Raw genomic sequence first — 25,057 nt, 5'->3', positions numbered from 1 at the left:
CAATGATTGCCATCGACAACAGACAGGTCCACTACGAGGACGCCGGCGGCGACGGTACGCCGGTTCTCGCGCTGCACGGCGTGTTCGGCCGCGGTCGCACGTTCGCCCAGGTGGCGCGTCGGCTGGCCCCGGCGTACCGGGTGATCGCTCCGGACCTGCGCGGTCACGGGCTGACGACCGGTCCTGCCGACGACTTCGGCCGGGACGCCTTCGTCGCCGACGCGGCGGCGTTCGTCGAGCGGCTGTTACCGGCGCCGGCTCTGGTGATGGGGCACTCGCTCGGCGGCGTCACGGCGTACCAGCTGGCGGCGCGGCGCCCCGAGCTCGTTCGCGCGGTGGTCGTCGAGGACGTCGGCGCGGTCACCGACGAGTCGGCGCTGGACCGGCCGGTGCTCGACGTGACCAGCTGGCCGCGGCACTTCGCGACCCGGGCCGACGCGGTCGACTTCTTCGCGGCCACCCCTGCCCCGGACTACTTCCTCGAGAGCGTGGTCGAGCGGACCGGCCGGTGGCAGCTGCTCTTCGACCCGGACGTCATGATGGCGGTGCAGCACGGCAACGCCGGTGACTGGTGGCACGACTGGCTGGCCGCCGCACAGCCAATTCTGTTGCTTCGCGCAGCGAACAGCTTTCTGCTGAGCGAGCCGCTGGCGGCCGAGATGGTCCGCCGGCGGCCGGCGACCCAGCTGGTCACGGTCGGCCCGACCGGGCACTGGATCCATCGAAAAGACCCGAACAGCCTGGCAGCGGCGGTCCGGGTCTTCTTCGACCGGGTGCTTACTTCGCAACCACCCGCAGAGTGAACTCGGCCTGGCCCTCACCGGTCTGGCGAGCCGTCACACCGGCCGACCGCAGCGCCGAGGCGTCCTTGTTCGAGCTGATCTCGTCGCTCAGCGACGCGGCCGCCTCGAAGTCGACGAAGCCGACCATCACCGCGCCCTTGCTGTCCGGCACGGCCTGCTTGAAGTTCTCGGACTGGCCGAGGTTGCCGCCCTTGAGCACCTGGTCGGCGTAGGCCTGGTCGGTCGCGATCACCAGGGTGTCCTCGTCCTTGGCCTTCTCGACCGGGACCCGCACCGCGGACCGGGTCCGGACCAGGTTCATCAGCTTGTCCACGACCTGCTCGGCCTTGGCCGGGTCGGACTCCATCCGGGCCGCGATCTTCGGGCCGCTCTCGTCGTCCTTGTCCATCGCGACGGCCAGGTTACGGCCCAGCAGCGGCTTCAGGTCGTCCGGCAGCTTCAGCCCGTACTCGGCGGTGAAGTTCTTCGTCAGCTCGTCGAGGTTCAGCTCGCTCGACGACTTCTGCAGCTGGGCCCACATCGTGTCGACCATTTCGGCGCCACCCGACAGCGCGAACGCCCCGGCGGTGGTGTCCGGCAGCTGCGACACCAGCTCGCCGGCATCCGTCGACCCGGTCTTGACCTTCTCGTCGCTGCGCACGACCCCCTTCAGCTCGACGTACTGCGCGTCGAACCGGACCGCCGCCGCCATCGAACCGGCCGGCATCGCCTTGCGCTGCTGCTCGGTGAGGTCGTCCTGGGCAAGCAAGCTCAGTCCGGCGGTGTCGGCCCAGAACGACGCGAAGCCCTGCTCCCCGAGCGCCGACATGTCGCCGTCGAACTTCGCGTTCTCGCTCAACGGGCTGTCCTTGGCCGTGGAGGCCGCCGCGTCGACGATCGCCTGGTTGTCCCCCAGCAGCACGTAGCCGTCGGTGAAGACCCGCCCCGGCTTGTCGGTCTCCTTGGCGAACAGCTTGTCCAGGCCCTTCGTGGCCTTGTCCTCGTCCTTCACCTGGACCGCGACCACGACGTCGGGCTTCTCGCGGTCACCGGACGGCGGCAGCGCGGCCAGTCCGGCCCGGTCGCCGAGCCACGGCTTGACGTCCTTGTCGAAGTCGACGTCGGCCAGGTCGTCGCCGGCTTCGGTCTTGATCAGCTCGAACAGCTTCTGCCGCAGGTCGTCGTTCTCGCCGGTCAGCCCGATCCGCTCCTTGGCCGACGGGAACTTCATCAGGTACCGCAGCGCGGCGACCCGCTGGCCGGCCGACGGGTTCAGGTCGACTCGGGCGTAGGCGACCGCCGTGCCGGGCAGGACCTCGGCAGGCTGGCCACCGCCACCGTTGAGCCGCGCGTACGCGAACAGGCCACCGCCGCCGATGACGGCGAGCACAGCCAGCACCGCGACCAGCGGGATCAGCTTGCCGCGCTTCTTGCGCGGCTCCGGCTGCCACTGCTGGGCGGCCGGAAAACCCGGCCCGTACGGCGGCTGACCGCCGCCGGCCTGCGGACCGCCGTACTGCGCCTGCCCCTGGTGCTGGCCCTGGTACCCGGTCTGGCTCTGGTACGGCGGCTGCCCCGGGTACGGCTGCTGCGCCGGTCCACCCTGGTACGGCGGCCGGCCCTGGTACTGGCCGCCACCCTGGTACGGCGGCTGCCCGGCCGGCTGCTGCCACGGTCCCTGGTTGCCCTGAGCACCGAACTGGTTGCTTTGCGCACCGGTCCCCGGCTGCTGCGGACCGAACCGCGGGTCCTGCGGAGCGGAGTACGGCCCGTTCGGGCCCTGCGGACCGCCGGCGGCACCAGGATGGTGCGGGTGAACCGGCGGGTTCGTCTGGTCGGACATCTAGCCCCCTCGCGTCACCGGTGGGAAGCCACCGGGCCGGAACAGGCTATTTCACCTGCGCCGAGGATTCTGACGTCGCAGGTACCGATGTGGTTGCAACTGGTTCCGCGCGCCAGGTGAGCGCGGAGATGATCGCTGCGGCCAGCGCCGCGCCGACCAGCCAGGCCGCCAACGGGGTCCAGGTGTGCAGCTCGAGCGGCGCGTCCAGCAGGTCGCCGGGTTTGGCCGCCTCGAGCCGCGGCTGCAACGGGTCGTGCCCGAGCAGCATGCCGACGCCCCAGGCCACGGCCGCTCCGATCAGCGCGCCCACCGAGACGACCCCGACCGCCCACGGCCCGTAGTCACGCAGCCACCAGAACAGCGCGCCGCCGAGCACCAGCGCGGTCAGGAACCCGATCGACACGTACATGCCGTCCGGCCCGAACACCCGCGTCATCTGCTGCTCGCCCAGGGCGCCGCCGTTCTCGTCGACGGTGTACTGCGCGAGCGGCGCGAACTGCTGCCACGCCCAGCCGGCGATCGCCCCGGCGACCAGGAACACCGCCACCGTCACCGCGATCGCGCGGCTCCACGGCAGCTTCGGCGCCGGCACCGGCGGCGCGCCGTACGACGCCCCGAACGGCTGCGGCGCGTACGGGCTGGACTGCCCCGGCCCGTAGTGACCCTGACCTGGCTGAGGTGACTGACTCACCGGGCCAGTGTGACGTACCGGGGCAACGCGCTCGTCCACCGGTGCCTCAGCCGGCCAGGCACGAGGGGCCGAGCAACGCCTTCAGGTCCGCCATCAGCGACGACGTCGGCGTGACCCGGAACCGGTCACCGATCCGCATCACCGTCGTCTTCCGGCTGGCCTGCAGCCGCAGCTGCACCTCGGTCATGCCCGGGTGGGACTGCAGCACGTCGCGCAGCTGCTCGACCACCGGCGGGGTGCAGCGGTTCACCGGCATCGTGATCACCACCGGCCCGCTCAGCCCCTCGGTCAGGTCCGGCACGGTCACCTCGGACCCGCTCAGCTCCAGCCGGTCCTCGCGGCGCCGGACCCGGCCCTTCATCAAGATGATCGCGTCGTTGGTCAGCAGGTGTGCGTGCAGCTGGTACGCCGAGGAGAACATCATCACCTCGATCGAACCTTCCAGGTCCTCGATGGTGACGATCGCGTAGATGTCGCCGCGCTTGTTCACCTTGCGCTGCACCGCGGTGACCAGACCACCGATGGTGACCTGGCTGCCGTCCGGCCGGTCCTCGTCGGCGAGCAGCTGACCGATCGTGCAGTCGGTACCGTTGGTGAGCACGTGCTCGACGCCGAACAGCGGGTGGTCGGACACGTACAGGCCGAGCATGTCGCGCTCGTGGGCCAGCTTGGTCGCCTTGTCCCACTCCTCGATCTCCGGCACCGTCACAGTCAGCCGGCGGTTGCCCTCGCCGTCCTCGGCGTCGTCGTCGCCCATGCTGAACAGGTCGAACTGGCCGTGCGCCTCGTTGCGCTTGAGATCGATCGCCTCGTCCACCGCCTGCTCGTGCACCGCGACCACCGCGCGCCGGGCGTGGTTCATCGAGTCGAACGAGCCGGCCTTGGCCAGCGACTCGATCACCCGCTTGTTGCAGACCGGCAGCGGCACCTTGTCGATGAAGTCGACGAAGTCGGTGAACCGGCCCTTCTCCTCGCGGGCCGCGACGATCTCGGCGACCACGTTGACGCCGACGTTGCGGATCGCGGACAGGCCGAAGCGGATGTCGGTGCCGACCGGGGTGAAGTTCGAGTCGGACTCGTTCACGTCCGGCGGCAGCACCTTGATGCCCATCCGGCGGCACTCGTTCAGGTAGATGGCCATCTTGTCCTTGTCGTCCTTCACCGACGTCAGGACAGCGGCCATGTACTCCGCGGGGTAGTTCGCCTTCAGGTAGGCGGTCCAGTACGAGACCAGCCCGTACGCCGCCGAGTGCGCCTTGTTGAACGCGTAGTCGGAGAACGGGACCAGCACGTCCCACAGCGCCTTGATCGAGGCGTCGGAGAAGCCTCCTGCCTTCATGCCCTCCGAGAAGCCGACGTACTCCGCGTCCAGCACCTCGCGTTTCTTCTTGCCCATCGCGCGGCGCAGCAGGTCCGCCTTGCCGAGCGTGTAGCCCGCCAGCTGCTGCGCGATCGCCATCACCTGCTCCTGGTACACGATCAGGCCGTACGTCGTGCCCAGGATCGGCTCGAGCGCGACCGCGAGCTCGTCGTGCGGGTAGCTGATCTCCTGCTGCTTGTTCTTGCGCAGGGCGTAGTTGGTGTGGCTGTTCGCACCCATCGGGCCGGGCCGGTAGAGCGCGCCGACCGCGGAGATGTCCTCGAAGTTGTCCGGCTTCATCAGCCGCAGCAGGGCCCGCATCGGGCCGCCGTCGAACTGGAACACGCCGAGCGTGTCACCACGGCCGAGCAGCTCGAAGGTGGCCTTGTCGTCGAGCGTCTTGGCCAGCTCGTCCAGGTCCAGCGTGATGCCGCGGCTGGCCTCGACGTTCTTGACCGCGTCGTCCATGATCGTCAGGTTGCGCAGGCCGAGGAAGTCCATCTTGACCAGACCCAGCGTCTCGCAGCTCGGGTAGTCGAACTGGGTGATCACCTGGCCGTCCTGCTCGCGGCGCATGATCGGGATCAGCTCGATCAGCGGCTCGCTGGACATGATCACGCCGGCCGCGTGCACACCCCACTGGCGCTTCAGGTTCTCCAGGCCGCGGGCGGTGTCGACGATCTTGCGCACGTCGGCGTCGGACTCGTACAGCTGGCGGAACTCGCCGGCCTCGGAGTACCGCTTGTGCTGGGGGTCGAAGATGCCGGACAGCGGCACGTCCTTGCCCATCACCGCCGGTGGCATCGCCTTGGTGATCCGGTCGCCCATCGCGAACGGGTAGTCCAGCACCCGGCCGGCGTCCTTGATCGCCTGCTTGGCCTTGATCGTGCCGTAGGTGACGATCATCGCGACCCGGTCGTCGCCGTACTTCTCGGTGACGTAGCGGATCACCTCGGGGCGGCGGCGGTCGTCGAAGTCGATGTCGAAGTCGGGCATCGACATTCGCTCGGGGTTGAGGAAGCGCTCGAAGATCAGGCCGTGCTGCAGCGGGTCCAGGTCGGTGATCCGCATCGCGTACGCGCACATCGAGCCGGCGCCGGACCCACGGCCCGGACCGACCCGGATGCCGTGCTCCTTGGCCCAGTTGATGAAGTCGGCGACGACCAGGAAGTAGCCGGCGTAGCCCTTCGAGGTGATCACCTCGATCTCGTACTCCGCCTGCTTGCGGACGTGGTCCGGGACGCCGTCGGGGTAGCGCCGGTGCAGGCCGGTCTCCACCTCGGCGACGAACCACGACTCCTCGTTGTGGCCCTCGGGGCAGGGGAAGCGCGGCATGAACCGGCCCTCGCCCTCGGTGAAGCTGACGTCGCACTGCTCCGCGATCAGCAGCGTGTTGTCGCAGGCCTCGGGCAGGTCCTTCCAGACCTCGCGCATCTCGGCCGCGGTCTTCACGTAGAACTCGTTCGCGTCGAACTTGAACCGGTTCGGGTCGGACAGCGTGGAGCCGGACTGCACGCACAGCAGCGCGGCGTGCGCGGTCGCGTCCTCGGGCTTGGTGTAGTGCAGGTCGTTGGTGGCGACCAGCGGCAGGCCCAGCTCCCGGGCCAGCTTGAGCAGGTCCTGCTGGACGTTGCGCTCGATGCCGAGACCGTGGTCCATCAGTTCGCAGTAGTAGTTCTCCGCACCGAAGATGTCGCGGAACTCCGCGGCGGCCTCGACCGCCTCCTTGTACTGCCCGAGCCGCAGCCGGGTCTGCACCTCGCCGGACGGGCAGCCGGTCGTCGCGATCAGGCCCTGGCCGTAGGTCTGCAGCAGCTCGCGGTCCATCCGGGGCTTGAAGTAGTAGCCCTCCAGGCTGGCCAGCGAGCTCATCTTGAACAGGTTGTGCATGCCGGAGGTGTTCTTCGCCAGCAGCGTCATGTGCGTGTACGCACCGGAGCCGGAGACGTCGTCGCGGCCCGAGTTCGCGTCGCCCCACTTGACCCGCTTGCGCTCGCTGCGGTGCGTGTGCGGGGTCAGGTAGGCCTCGACGCCGATGATCGGCTTGACGTCGTACTTCTTCGCGGTCTTCCAGAACTCGTACGCCCCGAACACGTAGCCGTGGTCGGTGGTCGCGATCGCCGGCATGCCCATCTCCTGGGCGGTTTTGAACAACTCGTCGATCCGCGCGGCGCCGTCCAGCATGGAGTACTCGGTGTGCACGTGTAGATGCACGAAACTGTCGCTGGACGCCATGTCTGCGCAGACCTCCCAGGGCGTGAGTGAGCGGGACCAGCCCACCTTATGTCGGCCCTCCGACAGTCCTCGAACCGGCGCTCCGATGGCTCCCCCGGGCGCCCGCTATGCGGTCGGCCGGCCCACCGCGCACACTGGGAACGTGGTGCGCTTCGCGGTCGTCGTGGCAGTGGTGCTGGCGCTGGTGCTCGCCGCGATCTGGGGATTCCAGCGGCGCCTCATCTACCTGCCCGACTCGGCCGAGCCCGGATCGGCGGCGACGGCCCTGCCCGGTGCCCGGGACGTCGTACTCGATGCCGGTGACGGCGTACGTCTCGGCGCCTGGCTCGTCCCGGCCGGCGGCCCGGACCGGAGCGTCGCAGTACTGGTCGCGGCGGGCAATGCCGGCAACCGGGCCTCGCGAGCACCGTTGGCGCGGGCGCTCGCGGCCGAGGGGCTGACCGTTCTCCTCTTCGACTACCGCGGCTACGGCGGCAGCGACGGGCGTCCCAGCGAGCGCGGCCTGGCCCAGGACGTCCGGGCCGCCCAGCGCTACCTCGCCGAGCAGGCAGGCTTCCCGCCCAGCCGCACCCTGTACTACGGCGAGAGCCTCGGCGCGGCGGTCGTCACCGAGCTGGCCACCGAGATCGCGCCGGGCGGACTGGTCCTGCGATCGCCGTTCGTCGATCTCGCCTCGGTCGGAAAGGTCCACTACCCCTTCCTCCCGATGCGGCTGCTGCTCCGCGACAAGTTCCCACTCGCCGAGCAGCTCGCCACGGTGAAGGTGCCGGTCACAGTGGTACTCGGAAGCGAGGACTCCATCGTTCCGCCGGACCAGAGCCGAGCCGTGGCAGCCGCCGCGCCGGACCTGAAGAGCTTGGTCGAGGTCACCGGCGCGGACCACAACGACCCTGATCTCGTGCACGGCAAACAGCTGGCAGCAGCCGTCGCCACCCTCGCCGACACGGTCGCCGCGGGCAGCTGACCTCAGGTGTCAGGACGTCGTGAGCTCGATCTATTGACAACAAGTTGTCATCATGACAGCATCTTGTCATGACCGAGAAGAGCATGCGCACCGTTCACGTCGCCGTTCACGACACGCTGGCCGACTGGGAGATCGGATTCGTCACCGCCCACGTCAACAGCCCGGCCTGGCACCGGACGCCCGGCCGGTTCCAGATCCGCACGGTCAGTGCGAGTCCCGATCCGGTCACCACGATGGGTGGATTGCGAGTGCTGCCCGACCTGACGCTCGACGAGCTGAGCGCCGACGAGAGCGCGATGCTCGTGCTGCCGGGCAACGACCTGTGGCCGACCGAGGCGTACCAGCCGTACGTAGCCAAGGCGCGGGAGTTCCGGGCGGCCGGCGTACCGGTCGCGGCGATCTGCGGCGCCACCGGCGGCCTGGCGCTGGCCGGCCTGCTGGACGACCATGCGCACACCAGCAACGCGAAGGAGTTCCTGGTCGGGCTCGGGTACGGCGGGGCCGAGCTGTACCGCGACGAGCCGGCGGTGAACGACCGCGGCCTGATCACCGGCGGGGCGCAGGCGCCGGTCGAGTTCGCTCGGGCGATCTTCGCCGAGCTCGGCATCTACGAGCCGGCGGTGCTCGATTCCTGGTACAAGTTGTACGGCCGGCAGGACCCGGCCGGCTTCTACGAGCTGATGAGCGCCTGATCGATGAACCGTGACCAGGAGCTGCTGAGCGCGGCAGCGCTGACCGCCTTCAAGCTCAACGGCCAGTTCCTCGAGCTGGCCGAAGGGCTGGCGAAGCCGGTCGGTCTGACTGCGGCCTGGTGGCAGGTTCTCGGCGCCGTCCTGCAGGCGCCGTTGCCGGTTGCGGGCATCGCGCGGGAGATGGGCATCACCCGGCAGGCCGTGCAGCGCACCGCCGACGTACTGGTCGAGCGGGGCCTGGCGGAGTACCGCGACAATCCCGCGCACCGCCGCGCCAAGCTGGTCGCCGTCACCGACGAGGGCCTCGCTGCCGTGCGCGCGATCAACCCCGAGCACGCCGAAGCAGCCCAACGCCTGAGCGATCTGCTCGGCCAGGAGCAGTTGGCGCGAGCCGTCGACGCCCTGACCACCCTCTCCAAGGCGTTGGACGCACTCGACCGAACCAGCTCCCGCCGCGCCCCGTAGACCACCAGCACCTGGCCGCCCCGCACGGCCAGGTGCGGTACGCCGGTCGAGCTTCACTGGGCGTCGGCGAGGCGGTCCAAGGCCTGGTCGAGGTCGTCGGGGTACTGCGAGGTGAACTCGGTGTACTCGCCGGAGCCGGGGTGGGTGAAGCCGAGGCGCATGGCGTGCAGCCACTGGCGGGACAGCTCCAGCCGCTCGGCGAGCACCGGGTCGGCGCCGTAGGTGAGGTCGCCGCAGCAGGGGTGGCCGATCGCGGACATGTGCACGCGGATCTGGTGCGTCCGGCCGGTCTCCAGGGTGATCTCCAGCAGCGTCGCGTACCGGAACGCCTCGAGCGTCTCGTAGTGCGTGATGCTCGGCTTGCCGCCGGCCACCACGCCGAACTTGTAGTCGTGGTTCGGGTGCCGGTCGATCGGCGCGTCCACGGTCCCGGTGAACGGGTCCGGATGGCCCTGCACCAGCGCGTGGTAGATCTTTTTCACCGTGCGCTCCTTGAAGGCGCGCTTCAGCACGGTGTAGCTGTACTCCGTCTTGGCGACCACCATCAGCCCGGACGTGCCGACGTCGAGGCGGTGCACGATGCCCTTGCGCTCGGCCGCCCCACTGGTGGAGATGCTGAAGCCGGCACCGGCCAGGTGACCGATCACGGTCGGGCCGGTCCAGCCCGGGGACGGGTGCGCGGCGACGCCGACGGGCTTGTCGACGACCACGATCTCGTCGTCGTCGTGCACGATCCGCAGGTTCTCCACGGTCTCCGGCACGACGGTCACCTCACCGGGCGGCGCCGGCAGCTCGACGTCGAGCAGCACACCGGCCGAGACCCGGGCGGACTTGGCCGCAGGGGCTCCGTCGACCTGGACCAGGCCGGCCTCGATCAGTTCGGCGGCCTTCGTCCGGGAGACACCGAACAGCCGGGACAGCGCCGCGTCCAGCCGCTCGCCGGCCAGGCCGTCGGGCACCATCAGGGTCCTGGAGTCGCTCACTCGGCGCCCGGCTTCGGCTCGGCGGTGGTGCTGGTGTCGGTGTCCATCGGTTTGCTGCCCACGTCCTTGGTGCCGTCGAGGCGGATCCCGCGCAGGGTCTGGATCACCAGCAGCGCGGCCGCCGAGGTGACCGCCATGTCGGCGACGTTGAAGATGGCCCAGTTCGGGGTCTGCAGGAAGTCGACCACGTGGCCGTGGAACGGCGACGGCTCGCGGAAGATCCGGTCGGTGATGTTGCCGACCGCGCCACCGAACAGCAGCCCGAAGGCGACCGCCCAGCCGGCCGAGCCGACCCGCCGCGACAGCCAGATCACGCCGAGCGCGACGGTGATCTGGATCGCGCTGATCACCGGGGTGAAGTCGGAGCCGAGACTGAACGCGGCGCCGGGGTTGCGGATCAGGTTGAACCTGAGCAGCGAGCCGATCACGTTCACCGGCTCCCCCGGCGTCAGGTGCTGCAGAGCGAGCACCTTGGTGAGCTGGTCCAGCCCGAGCACCAGCAGCCCGACGATCGCGAACAGCGCGATCAGCCGCGGCCGTGGGTGCCGGGGCGGTGCCGCGTCGGCAGCCACCACGTCCGCCAGCTCGGCTCCTTCGGGAGTCCGCTCGTCCAGGCTGCCGTCGCCGCGCTCGGACGAGCGGTCACCGGCGGGAGCCGGAGACGACGGAGAACCGGCCGACGAGGAGTCGGCCGGTTCCGTCAGGTCTTCGGCGTCCCCGGGCGGGCGGGACGACTGGGAGTCGCTCAGCGGCGTTCTTCGCGTTCTTTGCATGACACGCACAGTGTCGCACGCGGGAACGCCTGCAGCCGCCCCTTGCCGATCGCCTTGCCGCAGCTCTCGCAGACGCCGTAGGTGCCGTCGTCGATCCGGGCCAGCGCCCGCTCGATCTGGTCCAGCATGTCCCGGGCGTTGTTGGCCAGCGACATCTCGTGGTCACGCTCGAGCGTGGTGGAGCCGACGTCGGCCTGGTCGTTGCCGGCCCCGTCGCCGCCGTCGCGCAGCAGCCCGACGATCTCCTTCTCGGCGTCGCGGATCTCCTCCTTGAGGTGCACCACGTCGGCTTCCAGCTCGGTCCGCAGCTCCGTCAGCTCGGCCGGGGTCCACGGCGTCTCGCCGTCGCGCACGGTCAGGTTCTCGGCCTTCTTGGGCGACTTGGCCGGCGCCGTTGCCGGGGTCCTGTTCTCATTGGTCTTCATGGCCACCCTCTTCGTCGGAGTCTTCTTGGCAGGGGTCGTGGAGTCGGCCGTGCCGGCCGGCTCGGTGGATGTCGCGGCACTCTTCTCGGCCGCGGTGGTGCGTTTACCGGGGGCGGACTTCTTTGCCGATGTAGCCATTGGTCGACTACCCCCTGCCTTCGTCGGAGACTGAAGCGGACTGGTCGCAAGACAGTAGGACACGTTGCGGCCACGTGCCAGCCCGACGCGCGACCGTGGACATACGGTAGTCGGTTCTTCAAGGCCGCTCGACGTTCCGCGCGTCACATCCACATCTCGGCCGGTTCTCGGCAGCACCGCCCGAAGTCCCGGCCCGACCGCAGCGTCATTGTCACCGCCGCCGCCGCGGCCCGCCACCGATTAACGATTCGTGGCCGGGTGGTACGGAGTCGTACACTTTTCCCGCCACCGCAAGGCAGTGATGGGGCCATCACCCCGGAGCCGCCGGAAGAACAGTCTCCCCCGGGAGACCCATTAGACCCGGCAGCGGAGCGCAACGAAGAGGGTGACCCCTGACCGGGGCGGTGGGGTGAGACGCATCGGTCACGTCATCAAGAAGGGTGGTACCGCGGAGCCCGGCGACGTCGCCGGTGCCTTCGTCCCTTCGCTGGAGCAGCAGCGACGAAGGACGGACAATGGCGGACAACCCCAGCACCCCGTGGCAGCAGGTCCCGGCTCAGGTCGACCTGCCCGCGATCGAGCGCGAGGTGCTCGCGCACTGGGCGGACCAGGACACCTTCGCCAAGAGCCTGGCGCAGACGGCCGGCGGCGAGCCCTGGACCTTCTTCGAGGGTCCCCCGACCGCCAACGGCATGCCCGGCACCCACCACATCGAGGCGCGCGTCTTCAAGGACGTCTTCCCGCGCTACCGGACGATGAAGGGCTTCTCGGTCGAGCGCAAGGCCGGCTGGGACTGCCACGGCCTGCCGGTCGAGGTGGCGGTCGAGAAGGAGCTCGGCTTCAGCGGCAAGAACGACATCGAGGCGTACGGCATCGCCGAGTTCAACGCGAAGTGCCGCGCATCGGTGCTGCGGCACGTCGACGCGTTCGCCGACCTGACCACCCGGATGGGCTACTGGGTCGACATGGACCACCCGTACCGGACGATGGACGCGCAGTACGTCGAGTCGGTCTGGTGGTCGCTCAAGCAGATCCACGCCAAGGGCCTGCTGGTCGAGGACTACCGGATCACGCCGTACTGCCCGCGCTGCGGTACCGGTCTGTCGGACCACGAGCTGGCCCAGGGCTACGAGACCGTCGTCGACCCGTCGGTGTACGTCCGGTTCCCGCTGACCTCGGGCCCGCTGGCCGGTCAGGCGTCGCTGCTGGTCTGGACGACGACTCCGTGGACCCTGGTGTCCAACACGGCCGTCGCCGTGCACCCTGACGTCGACTACGTGGTCGCCACCGACGGCACGGAGTCGCTGGTCGTCGCCGAGCCGCTGCTGGCCACGCTGGGCGAGGGCTGGACGGTCACCGCCACGTACGCCGGCCGTGACCTCGAGCGCTGGAACTACCAGCGCCCGTTCGAGCTGGTCGGCTTCGACGAGCCGGCGCACTTCGTCGTGCTCGCCGAGTACGTGACCACCGAGGACGGCACCGGTCTGGTGCACCAGTCCCCCGCCTTCGGCGCCGACGACCTCCAGGTCGCCCGGGCGTACGACCTGCCGGTGCTCAAGCCGGTCGGCCCGGACGGCCGCTTCGACGCGGACCTGCCGCTGGTCGGCGGCCAGTTCTTCAAGAAGGCCGACGAGGACCTGGTCAACGACCTGGCCGCGCGCGGCGTGCTGTTCAAGCACGTCCCGTACGAGCACCCCTACCCGCACTGCTGGCGCTGCCACACGCCGGTCATGTACTACGCGCTGCCGTCCTGGTACATCCGCACCACGCAGGTGAAGGACGCGCTGCTGCGGGAGAACGAGAAGACCAACTGGTTCCCCGACTCGGTCAAGTGGGGCCGGTACGGCGACTGGCTGCGCAACAACATCGACTGGGCGGTGTCCCGGTCCCGCTACTGGGGTACGCCGCTGCCGATCTGGCGCTGCGGCGAGGACCACCAGGTCTGCGTCGGCTCGCTGGCCGAGCTCGGCGAGCTGGCCGGCCGGGACCTGAGCAGCACCGACCCGCACCGGCCGTACGTCGACGACATCACCTTCGCCTGCCCGACCTGCGGCGGCGAGTCGCGCCGGGTCGCCGAGGTGATCGACGCCTGGTACGACTCCGGCTCGATGCCGTTCGCGCAGTGGGGCTACCCGTGGGTCGAGGGGTCGAAGGAGAAGTTCGAGCAGTCCTACCCGGCCGACTTCATCTCCGAGGCGATCGACCAGACCCGCGGCTGGTTCTACACGCTGATGGCGATCGGCACGCTGGTGTTCGACGAGTCGTCGTACCGCAACGTGGTGTGCCTGGGGCACATCCTGGCCGAGGACGGCCGGAAGATGTCCAAGCACCTGGGCAACATCCTGGAACCGATCCCGCTGATGGACGACCACAGCGCGGACGCGGTGCGCTGGTTCATGGCCTGCTCGGGCTCGCCGTGGAAGGCGCGCGGCATCGGCCCGAACGTGCTGAACGAGATCGTCCGCAAGGTGCTGCTGACGTACTGGAACACGGTCGCCTTCCACGCGCTCTACGCGCGGCTGGCCGACTGGGACCCGGCCGACGTGCCGCCGGTCGCCGAGCGGTCCGTGCTGGATCAGTGGCTCGTCAGCGAGACACACCGGCTGGTCCGGGACGCCGACGAGGCCTACGCCGGCTACGACACCCAGAAGCTGGGCGTGCTGATCAGCTCGTTCGTCGACACGCTGTCGAACTGGTACGTGCGGCGGTCGCGGCGGCGCTTCTGGGCCGGTGACGCCGGTGCGCTGGCGACGCTGCACGAGACGCTCGACGTGCTGACCCGGCTGATGGCGCCGCTGACCCCGTTCCTGACCGAGCGGGTCTGGCAGGACGTGTTCCGCCCGGTCACCCCCGGCCTGCCCGAGTCGGTGCACCTGGCCGCGTTCCCGGAGTACGACGCGGCGCTGATCGACGACACCCTGGCCACCCACGTGTCGATGGCCAAGCGCGTCGTCGAGCTCGGCCGCTCGGCCCGGGCCGAGGCGAAGGTCCGGACCCGGCAGCCGCTCAGCCGGGCGCTGGTCGGGTCGGCGGCGATCGCGGACCTGTCCGACGAGCTGCTGCGCGAGATCGCCGACGAGCTGAACGTCGGCTCGGTCGAGCCGCTGTCGTCGGCCGGCGCGGACCTGGTGGAGCACTCGGCGAAGGGCAACTTCCGCGAGCTCGGCAAGCGGTTCGCCAAGCAGACCCCGGTGGTCGCCAAGGCGATCGCCGCGGCGAACGCGGGCGAGCTGGCCGCGGCGCTCACGGCGACCGGCACGGCAACCGTGCTGGTCGACGGCGAGCCGATCGAGGTCGGCGCCGCCGAGGTGCTGATCTCGGAGCGGCCGCGGGAAGGCTGGTCGGTGGTGAACGAGCAGGGCGAGACCGTCGCGCTCGACCTGGAGGTCACCCCGGAGCTGAAGCAGGCCGGTCTGGCCCGTGAGGTCGTCCGCACGCTGCAGGAGGCGCGCAAGAACGCCGGCCTGGAGGTCTCCGACCGGATCCGCGTCTGGCTCGGCGCCGCCGACGGCGAGCTGGCCGATGCCCTGGGCAAGCACGCCGAGGACGTGGCCCGCGAGGTGCTGGCGACCGAGCTGGTCCAGTCGGCGCCGGAGGCGACCGAAGGGCTGGCCACCGGTTCGGACGAGGAACTGGGCCTGACCTACTGGCTGACGAAGGCCTGACAGTAAGCCCTGAGCACGCAGCGAGGCCCGGCCTGTGACAGGCCGGGCCTCCGCTGTGTTCGCTACCGGCGGCGGTGCTGGACCGCTGCTGCTGACTGTGCGTCACCCGAGGGGGACGGTCGGTCAGAAGTTCCCGGACATGACGAAGAGGCGGTGCCGCCGGAAAGCACCGCCTCCAAGTCCGAGGTAGATCAGACGCCGTGGCCGTGAGCCTGGGCGCGGGCCTCCGGGCGGAAGCCGTTGCGCGGGCTCAGGGTGTCGTCGCCGTTGCCGAGTGCCTTCAGCTGCTCGGTGAAGTACGTCTTCAGCCGGCTGCGGTACTCGCGCTCGTAGGCGTGCAGGTCGTCGATGGTGCGCTCGAGCTGGCCCTTCTGCTTCTCCAGGGTGCCCAGCATCTGCGCGCGCCGCTCGGCGATCTCGCCGTCGAGCTTCTCGGCGCGGGCCCGGGCCTCACCGGTCATCCGGTCGGCCTTGCCACGCGCCTCGTTCTCCAGCCGCTCGGCCTTGGCGCGGGCCTCGCCGATGATCTTGTCGGCGGTGTCCTTCGCCTCCTGGACCAGGTCGTCGGAGTGCTTGGTGGCCATCTCCAGCAGCCGCACCGCGGAGCTGGAGGCGTCGCCGACGGTTCCTGCTGCCGCAGCAGCCCCCGCGGCCGCTACAGCGGGAGCGACGACGGGCGGCTTCTCCTCGGGCTTCTCGACCACGACGGGAGCGGGCTTGGGCTGTTGCACGACGGGCGGGAGGGCGGCGGTCTGGTCGACCGGCCGGTCCTGTCCCGCACCAGCGCGCTGAGCCGCCGCCAGCTTCGCGCGCAGCTCCTCGTTCTCCGCAAGGAGTCGCTCGAGCTCGGCTTCCACCTCGTCGAGGAAGGAGTCGACCTCAGTGACGTCGTAACCCTCCCGCAATCGGACGGGCGTGAACTGCTTCGAGCGGACGTCATCCGGCGTCAGCGGCATCTTTCACCTCGTTTGTCTGTGTCTTGGCGGAGTCTGGGGGCACGAGACCCCGGCGACTCAGTAGATCACGTTATCGCTTCGTTGTGTTCTGGCGGAATCGGGGCCGGGCGACAACGTCCCCCCACGGTCCCTGCTCGGGTCTGGTCCTACCCCTCCCACCGCCTGCTCAAGCTCCGACTCCCGGCCTGGCGCACGGGTTCCGGCCCGGTCACAGCGACCGCAGCGCCGTCGAGTTGATCGACATCGCCAGCGAGACGAGCACGAACAACATCAGCATGGACAGGTCGACCCGGATCCCGCCGGCCCCGATCGGGGGCAGGATGCGGCGCAACGGCCGCAGGAACGGATCGGTGACGGAGTAGACCAGTTCGAACAGCAGCAGCAACGGTCCCTTCGGGTGCCACTGCGGGGCGAACATGACGATCAGGCTGAGGACGAAGCGCGCCACCAGGATGAGGAAGAAGGCGAGCAGCACCCAGCTGAGAACACTGAGGACGAGCGCGAGAGCAACCATGTCAGGAACGAGTGTAGAAGACCGGGGAAGTCACGCGGTCAGCTCTGGTTGTAGAACCCGTCCGCGGCGATCTTCTCCTTCTCCTCCGCGGCGACCGTCACGTTCGGCGGGCAGACCAGGAACACCTTGGTGGTGATGCGCTCGATCGAGCCGCGGCAGCAGAAGATCAGCCCGGCCGCGAAGTCCACCAGCCGCTTGGCGTCCGCGTGGTCCATCTCGGTCAGGTTCATGATGACGGGCGTGCCGTCGCGGAAGTGCTCACCGATCACCCGCGCCTCGTTGTAGCTGCGCGGGTGCACGGTGGTGATGCGGGCCAACTCGGTAACCTCCGGGGAAGGTGAGACTCCACGCCGATCTGGAAACTTGCTGACCGTGCCGCCCAGGTCCTCGCGGTCGTCGCGAACGTCGCGGCCTTCGCGGCCGTCCCGTCCGTCGCGCGCCTCGCGGGCCGGGACCGGCTCGGGCTCGTGGGACTCCCCGTCGACGCCTTCGTCCTCGTACTCGTCGTAGTCGTCGTACTCGTCGTCGTAGCGCGCGTTGTACCGCTCGCCGTCCTCGACCAAGCCGAGGTACACACCCATCTTGCGCAACGCGCCGCTCATGGCCCTCCAGCCCTCGGTCCGGTTCTTCGCCGACAAGTGAGCAGGTCTCGCAAAACCCGCTCGATGTCGACACTAGCCCAGAGGGGGACGCGTTCCGAGTAATGCGCGCCCGAGCCGAACGTGTGTCGCTCCCTGCCTGATCGCGGCGTCCAGGTCGCCGGTCATCCCGGCGGAGATCCAGCCGGCACCGGCATGCTCGGAGCGTAATCGGGAGGATACTGCACGAAGTGCGGCAAACGCCTCATCAGGGTCGGCTCCCAACGGCGCCACCGCCATCACTCCGCCGAGCTCGAGGCCGTCGGCCTCGGCGACCGCGGCGGCCAGTTCCGGTACGTCGGCCGGAGTTACGCCTCCCCTGCTGGTCCCGGTCGCGGCCTCGGCGGACCCGTACTCCGCGAGGCTCACCTGCAGCAGGCAACGCATCGTCTTCTGCTCGGCCACGGCGGCCTTGGAGAGCGCGGAGACCAACGACTTCCGGTCGACCGAGTGCACCACTTGCGCGAGCCTGACGACCGAGCGCGCCTTGTTCGACTGCAGCTGGCCGACGAAGTGCCAGGTGAGGTCCGAGGTGTCCGGAGCCTTCGCCTTGAGCTCCTGCTCGCGGTTCTCGCCGACGTCGGTGACACCGAGCGCGGCCAGCGTGCGGACGTCCTCGATCGGGAAGGTCTTGGTGATCGCCACCAGCGTGACGGAGTCCTCGGCCCTTCCGGCCGCCCGGCAGGCCGCGCCGATCCGGTCCCGCGCCTTCTGCAGGTTCTCCCGCAGCTCCGCCTGCCGGCCGTCGGTCCCGCTGCTCATGCGGTCAGCCTGACCAGTCCGGCCATCCGGCCGCTGACCGGACCCTCACGCCGGTAGGAGTACAAGTCCTCGGACTCGATCGTGCACCTGGTCGCGTCGACCACGTCGACGCCGTACTCGGCGAGCTGCGCGGTGACACCGGCCGCGACGTCGAGTGCCGGCGTACCCCAGCTGGTCTCCGAGTACGACGCCGGGACGCGGGCGGCGACCTCGGCGCGCATCTGCTCGGGCACCTCGTAGCACCGGCCGCACGCGTACGGGCCGAGCACGGCGGTGATCCGCTCGGCGCCCAGGCGGCGCATCGCTTCGACCGTGGCGGGCACCACGCCGAGGTACATGCCCGGACGTCCGGAGTGGGCGGCGCCGACGACGCCGTTGTCCTGGTCCGCGAGCAGCACCGGAAGGCAGTCGGCCGCGCGGACGGCGAGCACGACGTCCGTCCGGGTCGTGACGAGGGCGTCGGCGGACGGCTGGAGCTCCGGCGGCAGCGGGTCGTCCGGTCCGACGACGTGCACGTCACGGCCGTGCACCTGGCTCACCCGGAGCACCGCCTCCACGGGCAGGTCGAACGCCGCGGCGACCCGGCGGAAGTTCTCCGCGATCACGGCCGCGTCCTCGCCCTGGGCGCTGCCGAGGTTCAGCTCGCCGTACGGCGGTCGGCTGGCACCTCCGTAGCGATCGGTGAAGGCGAAGCGGACGTTGCCGAGAACCTCGTCGTAGCCGAACACGCCTGCAGATTACGTGACGGCCGGAGAACCGGCGAAGCCCCGGCCGTGACGGCCGGGGCTTCGGCGACTCACTTCAGGAAGTCGGGGATGTCGAGGTCGTCCTCGGGGTCCGGCTTGGGCCGGGCCGGGCGGGTCGGCGGCGTCTGCTGGGCCGGTGCCGCCGACGGCGTCGAGTACGGCGCCGGGTTGTGCTGGGCCGGCGGCGGGGTGCGGACCGGCTCGCCCGGCTGGGGCCGGGCCGAGTGGGTCGTGCCCGTGCCGGGACGGCTCTCGGTCGAGTTCGGCACCGGGACGGTATCGTCGCTGACCGGGGCGCCGAACGGAGCCTGGCTCACCTGGCCACCGCCGTCACCGGCCGGCGGCTGCGGCTGGGACTGGGTGGCGCCGGGATGCGGGTTGGCCGGGCTGAACGGAACGGTGCCCGGCACCTGCGGCGGAGCGCTCTGCGGCGACGTGGCGCCCTGACCGTTCTGCGGCTGACCGCCGAATCCGCCACTCGCCTGGTTGCCCGCGCCGTTGCCCGGCTGTGCGGTGGAGTAACCGCCACCGGTCTGACCGGGCGCGCCACCCGCCTGCCCCGGCGAGCCCGCGCCACCCGGCGTACCGCCGGTCTGGTGCATCGGGGCCGAGAAGGCGCCCTGGTCCTGGCGCTGCGGCGGAGCCTCGGCGCTGCCGGCCCGGTTCTGCGGGCGGGCGCTGCTCATCGCCTGCTCGCGGCGCTTGGGCATGCCGCCGTCGAAGCCGGCCGCGATCACCGTCACCCGGACCTCGTCGCCGAGCGCGTCGTCGATCACCGCGCCGAAGATGATGTTCGCGTCGGTGTGCGCCGACTCCGAGACCAGCTGGGCCGCCTCGTTGATCTCGAACAGGCCGAGGTCCGAGCCGCCCGCGATCGACAGCAGCACACCGTGCGCGCCCTCGATGCTTGCCTCGAGCAACGGCGAGGAGATGGCCGCCTCGGCCGCCGCGACCGCGCGGTCCTCGCCGCGGGACGAGCCGATGCCCATCAGCGCCGAGCCGGCGTTGGACATCACCGCCTTCACGTCGGCGAAGTCCACGTTGATCAGGCCGGGGGTGGTGATCAGGTCGGTGATGCCGGAGACACCCTGCAGCAGCACCTGGTCGGCCTGCTTGAACGCGTCCAGCACGGACACGGCCCGGTCGGAGATCGTCAGCAGCCGGTCGTTCGGGATGACGATCAGGGTGTCGACCTCTTCGCGCAGGGCCGCGATGCCGTCCTCGGCCTGGGTCGCGCGGCGCTTGCCCTCGAAGGAGAACGGCCGGGTCACCACACCGATCGTCAGCGCGCCGAGCGAGCGGGCGATCCGGGACACCACCGGGGCGCCGCCGGTGCCCGTGCCGCCGCCCTCACCCGCGGTGACGAAGACCATGTCGGCGCCCTTGAGCGCCTCCTCGATCTCCTCCGCGTGGTCCTCGGCGGCCTTCTGGCCGATGGCGGGGTTCGCACCGGCACCGAGTCCGCGGGTCTCCTCGCGGCCGATGTCGAGCTTGACGTCCGCGTCGCTCATCAACAGCGCCTGCGCGTCGGTGTTGATGGCGATGAACTCAACGCCCTTCAGACCGTGCTCGATCATCCGGTTGACGGCGTTCACGCCGCCTCCGCCGATACCGACGACCTTGATGAGTGCCAGGTAGTTCTGCGGTGCCGCCACGTCCGCGCCTCTCGCCTCGTTCTGTCCCGTTGTGACCAGTTGGCCGTGTTCCAGCGAAAGTTCCAGCGAAAAGACTGAACCTCAAGTGGATGCTTAGAGTTCTCTCAACTATAGATTGCGTCGCACGCTACGGGACGCGTTCGGGCAATGTCCACGCGCCTCGCCGCCGTGCCACGATGTGGCGCCCGGATGTGACGCGTTACCTCTTTTCCCCTTTGGTGACAGGGAGATCGGGCGCGGACACGTCGTACACCTTGGCCTGGCGCCGCATCAGCACGCTGAGTACCTCGGCCTTGCGCGCGCTGTCATCGGAACCGCCCCAGACCACCTTCACGCCATCCCCGAGGTTGAGGGTGATGGAGTCCGGCGACCCGGCCGAGATCGACCGTACCTCGGACCGCAGGGCGACCGGCAGCGCGGCCGAGACGGTCACCACCGAACGGATCGTCACGTCGCGGCGGCTGCCGACCACCAGGGCCTCAGGCAGGTTGTCCGGCCGGGTCGGCACCGTCTTGAACGACACCCCGGTGGCGTCCACCAGCTCGAACCGGCTGCCGTCGGTGACGACGACCACCGGCACCCGCTCGGTCACCACGATCTCCAGGTGGTTCGGCCAGGCCCGGGTGACCTGCGCGTCGGCGACCGCCTGGATGGTCCGCACCCGTTCCGCGATCGCGGGCAGGTCGACCTTGGCCAGCGGTGTCCCGAGCGGGGCCGCGGCGACCTGGGTCACCGTCGCCTCCGGCACCGTCTCGATCCCGGTGACCCGGACGCCCTCGACCGCCAGCGCGGAGGAGGAGTAGAACAGCCAGACGGTGATCGCGCCGAGAAGGACCAGTACGCCGCCGGCCGCCCACGGCAGCCAGCCCTTCCAGCGCACCAGCCGCTGCCGGCGCGCGAACCGCTGCTGGGCCCGGGCCAGGTCAGCGTTCGGGCTCATGCGGTCCACCACAGCGATTCAAAAGGCTCACTCGATCAGCGCGGCGTTGTGCGCCGCCCGCTCGGCCAGCAGCCCGACCACCTCGGGCCCGATCAGGGTCACGTCGCCGGCGCCGAGGGTGACCACCAGGTCACCGGGCAGCGCCAGGTCGGCGACCACCCGGGGCACCGCGGACCAGGACGGCTCGAAGCGCACCTGCTCGGGCTTCAGCGGCACGTGGTTGGCGATCAGCGCACCGGTGACGCCCGGCTCGGGGTCCTCACGGGCCGCGAACACGTCCATCACCACGACCTCGTCGGCCAGCGCGAGCGCTGCGGAGAACTCGGTCGCGAAGATCCTGGTCCGGCTGAACAGGTGCGGCTGGAAGCACGCGATCACGCGCCCCTCCCCCGCCACCTGCCGGGCCGCGGTCAGGTCCACGGCCAGCTCGGTCGGGTGGTGGGCGTAGGAGTCGTAGACCCGGACGCCGTCCTCCTGGCCCTTGAACTCGAACCGGCGGCCGGTCCCGGTGAACGACGCCAGTCCCTCGGCCAGGTCGGCCGCGGAGAAGCCCAGGCCGAGTCCGACGGCGAGCGCGGCCGACGCGTTCAGCGCGTTGTGCTTGCCGGCCTGCTGCAGGTTCACCACCGGCAGCTTGCGGCCCCGCCACACCGGCACGAACGACTGCACGGCGCCGGTCGCGGTGATCTCGGTGACCCGCAGGTCGGCGTCCGCGGACTCGCCGTACGTGCGGACGTCGATCCCGCGCTCGCGGGCGAACCCGGCCAGCCGGCGCGCGCCCGCGTCGTCGACGCAGATCACCAGGAAGCCGCCCGGCAGCACCCGGTCGCAGAAGTCCTCGAAGGCCTTGGTGTAGCTGGCCTCGTCGCCGTAGTTGTCCAGGTGGTCGGGCTCCACCGAGGTGACGATCGACACCTCGGGGCCGTAGGTGAGGAACGACTTGTCGGACTCGTCGGCCTCGGCCACGAACAGGTCGCCGGTGCCGTCGTGCGCGTTCGAGCCGGACTCGTTCAGGTTGCCGCCGATCGCGTACGACGGGTCGGCGGCGCAGTGCTGCAACGCGACGGTCAGCATCGACGTGGTGGTGGTCTTGCCGTGCGTGCCGGCCACCGCGATCGTGCGCCGGCCGGCCATCACCGAGGCCAGCGCGGCGGCGCGCGGCAGGATCGGGATGCCGGCGGCCTGCGCGGCCACCACCTCGGGATTGGTCTCCCGGATCGCGGTGGAGACCACCACGGTGTCGGCGTTCGCGACGTGCTCGGCGGCGTGGCCGACCCAGCAGGTGGCGCCGAGCGCCCGGAGTGCGGCCAGCACCTTGCCGTCCTTGGCGTCGGAGCCGGAGACCTCGATGCCGCGGGAGGCCATGATCCGGGCGATGCCGGACATGCCGGCGCCGCCGATGCCGACGAAGTGCACGCGGCCCAGCTTCTCGGCGGGCAGCAGGGTGTCAGGAGCGGTGACGATCACGAAGCAGACCTCACCACATCGAGGATCAACCGCGCCAACCGCTCGTCGGCGTCGGTCCGGATCACGCCCTGGGCAGCGGTGGACATGGCGGTCAGACGCTCGCGGTCGTGCAGAAGTTGCGGCACGGTCGCCCGGACCCAGTCCGGGGTCACCGCGGAGTTGTCGACCAGCAGTCCGCCGCCCACGTCGACCACGGGCTTGGCGTTCAGCCGCTGCTCACCGTTACCGTGCGGCAGCGGCACGTAGATGGCCGGCAGACCGACGCCGGACACCTCGGTGACCGTGTTCGATCCGGACCGGCAGACCACCAGGTCGGCCGCGGCGTAGGCGTAGTCCATCCGGTCGACGTACGAGAGCACCCGGTACGGGAGCGGGCCGGTCTGCTCGACCTCGAGCGAGTTCTTCGGGCCGATCGCGTGCAGGACCTGGATCCCGGCGGCCTGCAGGTCGGCGGCCGCACCCGCGAACGCCTCGTTCAGCTGGCGTGCGCCCTGGGAACCGCCGGTGACGAAGAGGGTGGGGGCGTCCGGGTCGAGCCCGAAGAACTGCCGGGCCTCGGCCCGCAGCGTGGCCCGGTCCATCGTGGAGATGGCCCGGCGGATCGGCAGACCGACGTACTGGGCGTGCGGCAGGTCGGTGCCCGGGAACGAGGTGATGACGGTGTCGGTGCAGTAGCGGGCGGCGAACTTGTTCGCGATGCCCGGGACCGCGTTGCCCTCGTGCACGACGATCGGCGTCTTGCGCCGCCAGGCCGCGACGTAGGCGGGGGTGGAGACGTAGCCGCCGAAGCCGACCAGGACGTCGGCCTTGGCGTCGTCGAGCACCTTGCGGGCCGCGCTCACCGAGGACAGCATCTTGCCCGGTACGGCGAACAGCGCCGGCGTCGGCTTGCGCGGCAGCGGCACCGGCGGAATCAGCTCCAGCCGGTAGCCGGCCTCGGGCACCACCTTGGTCTCCAGGCCACGCTCGGTCCCGAGGGCGACGATCTCGATCGTCGGGTCGATCCGGCGCAGTGCGTCGGCGGTGGCGATCAGGGGTGAGGTGTGGCCGGCGGTACCGCCGCCGGCCAGGACGATGCTGGGCACAGCTTTCAACGCTCCCGCGGTGTTCTCACGGCCGCTCGGGCCAGGTGTACGCCACGACGACATCCACCGGAGCAACGGCCGCCGGGTCTCCTTCAGGGCGGCCTGCGCGCCGGGCTCGGCCTTCGCGAAGGACAACAGCATGCCGACCGCGATCAGCGTCGGCAGCAGTGCGGACCCACCGTACGACAAAAGCGGGAGCGGGATGCCCACGATCGGCAGCAGCCCGATCACGGCGCCCAGGTTGACCAGCGTCTGGGCCATGATCCAGATCGTGATCCCGGCGGCGCAGTAGCGGATGAACGGCTCGGTGGTGCGGGTCGCGATCCGGACGCCGGCGTAGGCCAGGGTGAGGAACAGGCCGAGCACGGTGAGCGACCCGACCAGCCCGAGCTCCTCGCCGATCACCGCGAAGATGAAGTCGGTGTGCGCCTCGGGCAGGTTGCCCCACTTCTGCCGGCTGAAGCCGATGCCGACGCCCCACCAGCTGCCGGTGGACAGCGCGTACAGCGCGTGGTACGCCTGCCAGCCGACGCCGCTCGGGTCGGCGAACGGGTTCACGAAGTTGGTCAGCCGGTCCATCCGGTGCTGCTCGGTGGCGACGAAGTACGAGGCGATCGCGCCGACCACGACGATCGCGGTGACGAACAACCGGGTCGGCGCGCCGACCACCCAGATCATCCCGATCATGATCGCCATCAGGACCAAGGAGGTGCCCAGGTCGCGCTGGCCGACGATCAGCGCGATCACCAGGCCGCAGACCGGGACCATCGGGATCAGCAGGTGCTTCCACTGGGTGAGCAGCTTCTGCTTGCGCGCGTACAGGTCGGCGCACCACATCACGAGCGCCAGTTTGGCGAACTCGCTGGGCTGGATCTGCAGCGGTCCGCCGAACGACACCCAGTTGGTGTTGCCGTTCACGGTCTTGCCGAGTCCGGGCACGTAGGTGAGCACCAGCAGGAAGGTCGAGCCGAGCAGCGCGAGGTAGGCCAGCATCCGGAAGTGCCGCGGCGTCATCCGGGACGCGACGTAGGCCATCGGCAGGCCGACGCCGACCCAGATCAGCTGCCGGTTGAAGATCGTGAACTGGTTGTTGGTGGTGTTGTACGACAGCACGCTCGAGGCCGACAGCACCATCATCAAGCCGAGCACCATCAGCAGCCCGGTGGCGCCGACCACCAGGTGGTACGACGTCAGCGGGCGGTCCAGGAGGTTGCGCAGCGACACCAGCCAGCTGTTCTCCGCGGCCTTCTCGCCCGGCCGGTCCACGATCGACGTCAC

General features: G+C 70.2%; 20 protein-coding genes and 1 pseudogene. 6 read left to right on the top strand and 15 right to left on the bottom strand.

The window, feature by feature from the left end; genetic code table 11:
* Positions 1-2: 2 nt before the first annotated feature.
* Entirely contained in the window at positions 3-803 is an 801-nt protein-coding gene (locus KFLA_RS14390) for an alpha/beta fold hydrolase (RefSeq protein WP_041289325.1), read from the top strand.
* Here KFLA_RS14390 and KFLA_RS14385 read toward each other — a convergent pair.
* From KFLA_RS14385 to dnaE, 3 genes are read right to left on the bottom strand one after another with little or no spacing between them, the layout of a single operon-like run.
* On the bottom strand, positions 778-2,625 hold the full coding sequence (locus tag KFLA_RS14385) for a DUF3352 domain-containing protein (RefSeq protein WP_012920525.1): 1,848 nt from the start codon (positions 2,623-2,625) through the stop codon (positions 778-780). The two genes, KFLA_RS14390 and KFLA_RS14385, sit on opposite strands and share 26 nt — an antisense overlap.
* Before the next feature lie 46 nt (positions 2,626-2,671).
* Positions 2,672-3,316 carry a hypothetical protein gene (locus tag KFLA_RS14380; protein ID WP_202797123.1) on the bottom strand — a complete coding sequence of 215 codons (645 nt, stop codon included), beginning with the start codon at positions 3,314-3,316 and terminating at the stop codon, positions 2,672-2,674.
* A 46-nt stretch (positions 3,317-3,362) separates the two neighbouring features.
* On the bottom strand, positions 3,363-6,911 hold the full coding sequence (dnaE, locus tag KFLA_RS14375) for a DNA polymerase III subunit alpha (protein WP_012920523.1): 3,549 nt from the start codon (positions 6,909-6,911) through the stop codon (positions 3,363-3,365).
* 142 nt (positions 6,912-7,053) lie between these two features.
* On the opposite strand from dnaE, the gene KFLA_RS14370 reads away from it, so the two are divergent.
* From KFLA_RS14370 to KFLA_RS14360, 3 genes are all read left to right on the top strand, one after another.
* The gene (locus KFLA_RS14370) at positions 7,054-7,875 is read left to right on the top strand and encodes an alpha/beta hydrolase (RefSeq protein ID WP_041290097.1); all 822 of its coding nucleotides are present in this window, start codon (positions 7,054-7,056) and stop codon (positions 7,873-7,875) included.
* A gap of 68 nt (positions 7,876-7,943) precedes the next feature.
* A complete protein-coding gene (locus KFLA_RS14365; protein ID WP_083792856.1) occupies positions 7,944-8,567 on the top strand; it encodes a DJ-1/PfpI family protein in 624 nt (207 codons plus the stop codon).
* Positions 8,568-8,570: 3 nt separating this feature from the next.
* Positions 8,571-9,032: a MarR family winged helix-turn-helix transcriptional regulator gene (locus KFLA_RS14360; RefSeq protein WP_012920520.1), complete on the top strand. Its 462-nt coding sequence runs from the start codon at positions 8,571-8,573 to the stop codon at positions 9,030-9,032.
* 53 nt (positions 9,033-9,085) lie between these two features.
* On the opposite strand, the gene KFLA_RS14355 is transcribed toward KFLA_RS14360, so the two are convergent.
* From KFLA_RS14355 to KFLA_RS14345, 3 genes are read right to left on the bottom strand one after another with little or no spacing between them, the layout of a single operon-like run.
* Positions 9,086-9,994: an RluA family pseudouridine synthase gene (locus tag KFLA_RS14355; RefSeq protein ID WP_041289324.1), complete on the bottom strand. Its 909-nt coding sequence runs from the start codon at positions 9,992-9,994 to the stop codon at positions 9,086-9,088.
* A gap of 17 nt (positions 9,995-10,011) precedes the next feature.
* A complete protein-coding gene (lspA, locus tag KFLA_RS14350; protein WP_012920518.1) occupies positions 10,012-10,788 on the bottom strand; it encodes a signal peptidase II in 777 nt (258 codons plus the stop codon).
* The gene (locus KFLA_RS14345) at positions 10,761-11,213 is read right to left on the bottom strand and encodes a TraR/DksA family transcriptional regulator (RefSeq protein WP_049797339.1); all 453 of its coding nucleotides are present in this window, start codon (positions 11,211-11,213) and stop codon (positions 10,761-10,763) included. The genes lspA and KFLA_RS14345 overlap by 28 nt, the downstream gene beginning before the upstream one ends.
* On the opposite strand from KFLA_RS14345, the gene KFLA_RS38325 reads away from it, so the two are divergent.
* Positions 11,212-11,385 (top strand): hypothetical protein, encoded by a 174-nt coding sequence (locus KFLA_RS38325; protein WP_202797122.1) that lies wholly within the window; start codon positions 11,212-11,214, stop codon positions 11,383-11,385. The genes KFLA_RS14345 and KFLA_RS38325 overlap by 2 nt on opposite strands.
* Before the next feature lie 481 nt (positions 11,386-11,866).
* The gene (ileS, locus tag KFLA_RS14340) at positions 11,867-15,016 is read left to right on the top strand and encodes an isoleucine--tRNA ligase (RefSeq protein ID WP_012920516.1); all 3,150 of its coding nucleotides are present in this window, start codon (positions 11,867-11,869) and stop codon (positions 15,014-15,016) included.
* Positions 15,017-15,207: 191 nt separating this feature from the next.
* Here the strand turns inward: ileS and KFLA_RS14335 are convergent, their stop codons facing one another.
* From KFLA_RS14335 to ftsW, 9 genes and pseudogenes are all read right to left on the bottom strand, one after another.
* The gene (locus KFLA_RS14335; RefSeq protein ID WP_012920515.1) at positions 15,208-15,972 is read right to left on the bottom strand and encodes a DivIVA domain-containing protein; all 765 of its coding nucleotides are present in this window, start codon (positions 15,970-15,972) and stop codon (positions 15,208-15,210) included.
* Between the two features lie 208 nt (positions 15,973-16,180).
* Positions 16,181-16,486 carry a YggT family protein gene (locus KFLA_RS14330; RefSeq protein ID WP_012920514.1) on the bottom strand — a complete coding sequence of 102 codons (306 nt, stop codon included), beginning with the start codon at positions 16,484-16,486 and terminating at the stop codon, positions 16,181-16,183.
* 38 nt (positions 16,487-16,524) lie between these two features.
* Positions 16,525-17,088, bottom strand: a complete 564-nt coding sequence (locus tag KFLA_RS14325; protein ID WP_012920513.1) for a cell division protein SepF — start codon at positions 17,086-17,088, stop codon at positions 16,525-16,527.
* Positions 17,089-17,160: 72 nt separating this feature from the next.
* Positions 17,161-17,886, bottom strand: a complete 726-nt coding sequence (locus KFLA_RS14320; protein ID WP_012920512.1) for a YggS family pyridoxal phosphate-dependent enzyme — start codon at positions 17,884-17,886, stop codon at positions 17,161-17,163.
* On the bottom strand, positions 17,883-18,614 hold the full coding sequence (gene pgeF / locus KFLA_RS14315; protein ID WP_012920511.1) for a peptidoglycan editing factor PgeF: 732 nt from the start codon (positions 18,612-18,614) through the stop codon (positions 17,883-17,885). The genes KFLA_RS14320 and pgeF overlap by 4 nt, the downstream gene beginning before the upstream one ends.
* A gap of 677 nt (positions 18,615-19,291) precedes the next feature.
* A pseudogene (gene ftsZ, locus KFLA_RS38320) lies at positions 19,292-20,287 on the bottom strand (cell division protein FtsZ); the annotation flags it as partial.
* 199 nt (positions 20,288-20,486) lie between these two features.
* Positions 20,487-21,227, bottom strand: a complete 741-nt coding sequence (locus tag KFLA_RS14305) for a cell division protein FtsQ/DivIB (RefSeq protein WP_012920509.1) — start codon at positions 21,225-21,227, stop codon at positions 20,487-20,489.
* 27 nt (positions 21,228-21,254) lie between these two features.
* The gene (gene murC, locus KFLA_RS14300; RefSeq protein ID WP_012920508.1) at positions 21,255-22,694 is read right to left on the bottom strand and encodes a UDP-N-acetylmuramate--L-alanine ligase; all 1,440 of its coding nucleotides are present in this window, start codon (positions 22,692-22,694) and stop codon (positions 21,255-21,257) included.
* Complete coding sequence (gene ftsW / locus KFLA_RS39775) at positions 22,691-25,057, bottom strand: putative lipid II flippase FtsW (RefSeq protein WP_012920507.1); 2,367 nt, start codon at positions 25,055-25,057, stop codon at positions 22,691-22,693. The genes murC and ftsW overlap by 4 nt, the downstream gene beginning before the upstream one ends.

Origin of the sequence: Kribbella flavida DSM 17836 (assembly GCF_000024345.1) — a bacterium.
GTDB classification, from domain to species: domain Bacteria; phylum Actinomycetota; class Actinomycetes; order Propionibacteriales; family Kribbellaceae; genus Kribbella; species Kribbella flavida.
This window is presented reverse-complemented; position numbering and strand designations above follow the sequence as displayed.

Excerpts from the sequence above, each read along its gene's own strand:
- KFLA_RS14365 (WP_083792856.1), top strand. The coding sequence starts at position 7,944 with ATGACCGAGAAGAGCATGCGCACCGTTCACGTCGCCGTTCACGACACG.
- dnaE (WP_012920523.1), bottom strand. The coding sequence starts at position 6,911 with ATGGCGTCCAGCGACAGTTTCGTGCATCTACACGTGCACACCGAGTAC.
- KFLA_RS14390 (WP_041289325.1), top strand. The coding sequence starts at position 3 with ATGATTGCCATCGACAACAGACAGGTCCACTACGAGGACGCCGGCGGC.
- KFLA_RS38325 (WP_202797122.1), top strand. The coding sequence starts at position 11,212 with ATGGCCACCCTCTTCGTCGGAGTCTTCTTGGCAGGGGTCGTGGAGTCG.
- KFLA_RS14325 (WP_012920513.1), bottom strand. The coding sequence starts at position 17,088 with ATGAGCGGCGCGTTGCGCAAGATGGGTGTGTACCTCGGCTTGGTCGAG.
- KFLA_RS14355 (WP_041289324.1), bottom strand. The coding sequence starts at position 9,994 with ATGGTGCCCGACGGCCTGGCCGGCGAGCGGCTGGACGCGGCGCTGTCC.
- KFLA_RS14305 (WP_012920509.1), bottom strand. The coding sequence starts at position 21,227 with ATGAGCCCGAACGCTGACCTGGCCCGGGCCCAGCAGCGGTTCGCGCGC.
- KFLA_RS14345 (WP_049797339.1), bottom strand. The coding sequence starts at position 11,213 with ATGAAGACCAATGAGAACAGGACCCCGGCAACGGCGCCGGCCAAGTCG.
- KFLA_RS14360 (WP_012920520.1), top strand. The coding sequence starts at position 8,571 with ATGAACCGTGACCAGGAGCTGCTGAGCGCGGCAGCGCTGACCGCCTTC.
- lspA (WP_012920518.1), bottom strand. The coding sequence starts at position 10,788 with ATGCAAAGAACGCGAAGAACGCCGCTGAGCGACTCCCAGTCGTCCCGC.
- KFLA_RS14385 (WP_012920525.1), bottom strand. The coding sequence starts at position 2,625 with ATGTCCGACCAGACGAACCCGCCGGTTCACCCGCACCATCCTGGTGCC.
- KFLA_RS14335 (WP_012920515.1), bottom strand. The coding sequence starts at position 15,972 with ATGCCGCTGACGCCGGATGACGTCCGCTCGAAGCAGTTCACGCCCGTC.
- KFLA_RS14330 (WP_012920514.1), bottom strand. The coding sequence starts at position 16,486 with ATGGTTGCTCTCGCGCTCGTCCTCAGTGTTCTCAGCTGGGTGCTGCTC.
- KFLA_RS14320 (WP_012920512.1), bottom strand. The coding sequence starts at position 17,886 with ATGAGCAGCGGGACCGACGGCCGGCAGGCGGAGCTGCGGGAGAACCTG.
- ileS (WP_012920516.1), top strand. The coding sequence starts at position 11,867 with ATGGCGGACAACCCCAGCACCCCGTGGCAGCAGGTCCCGGCTCAGGTC.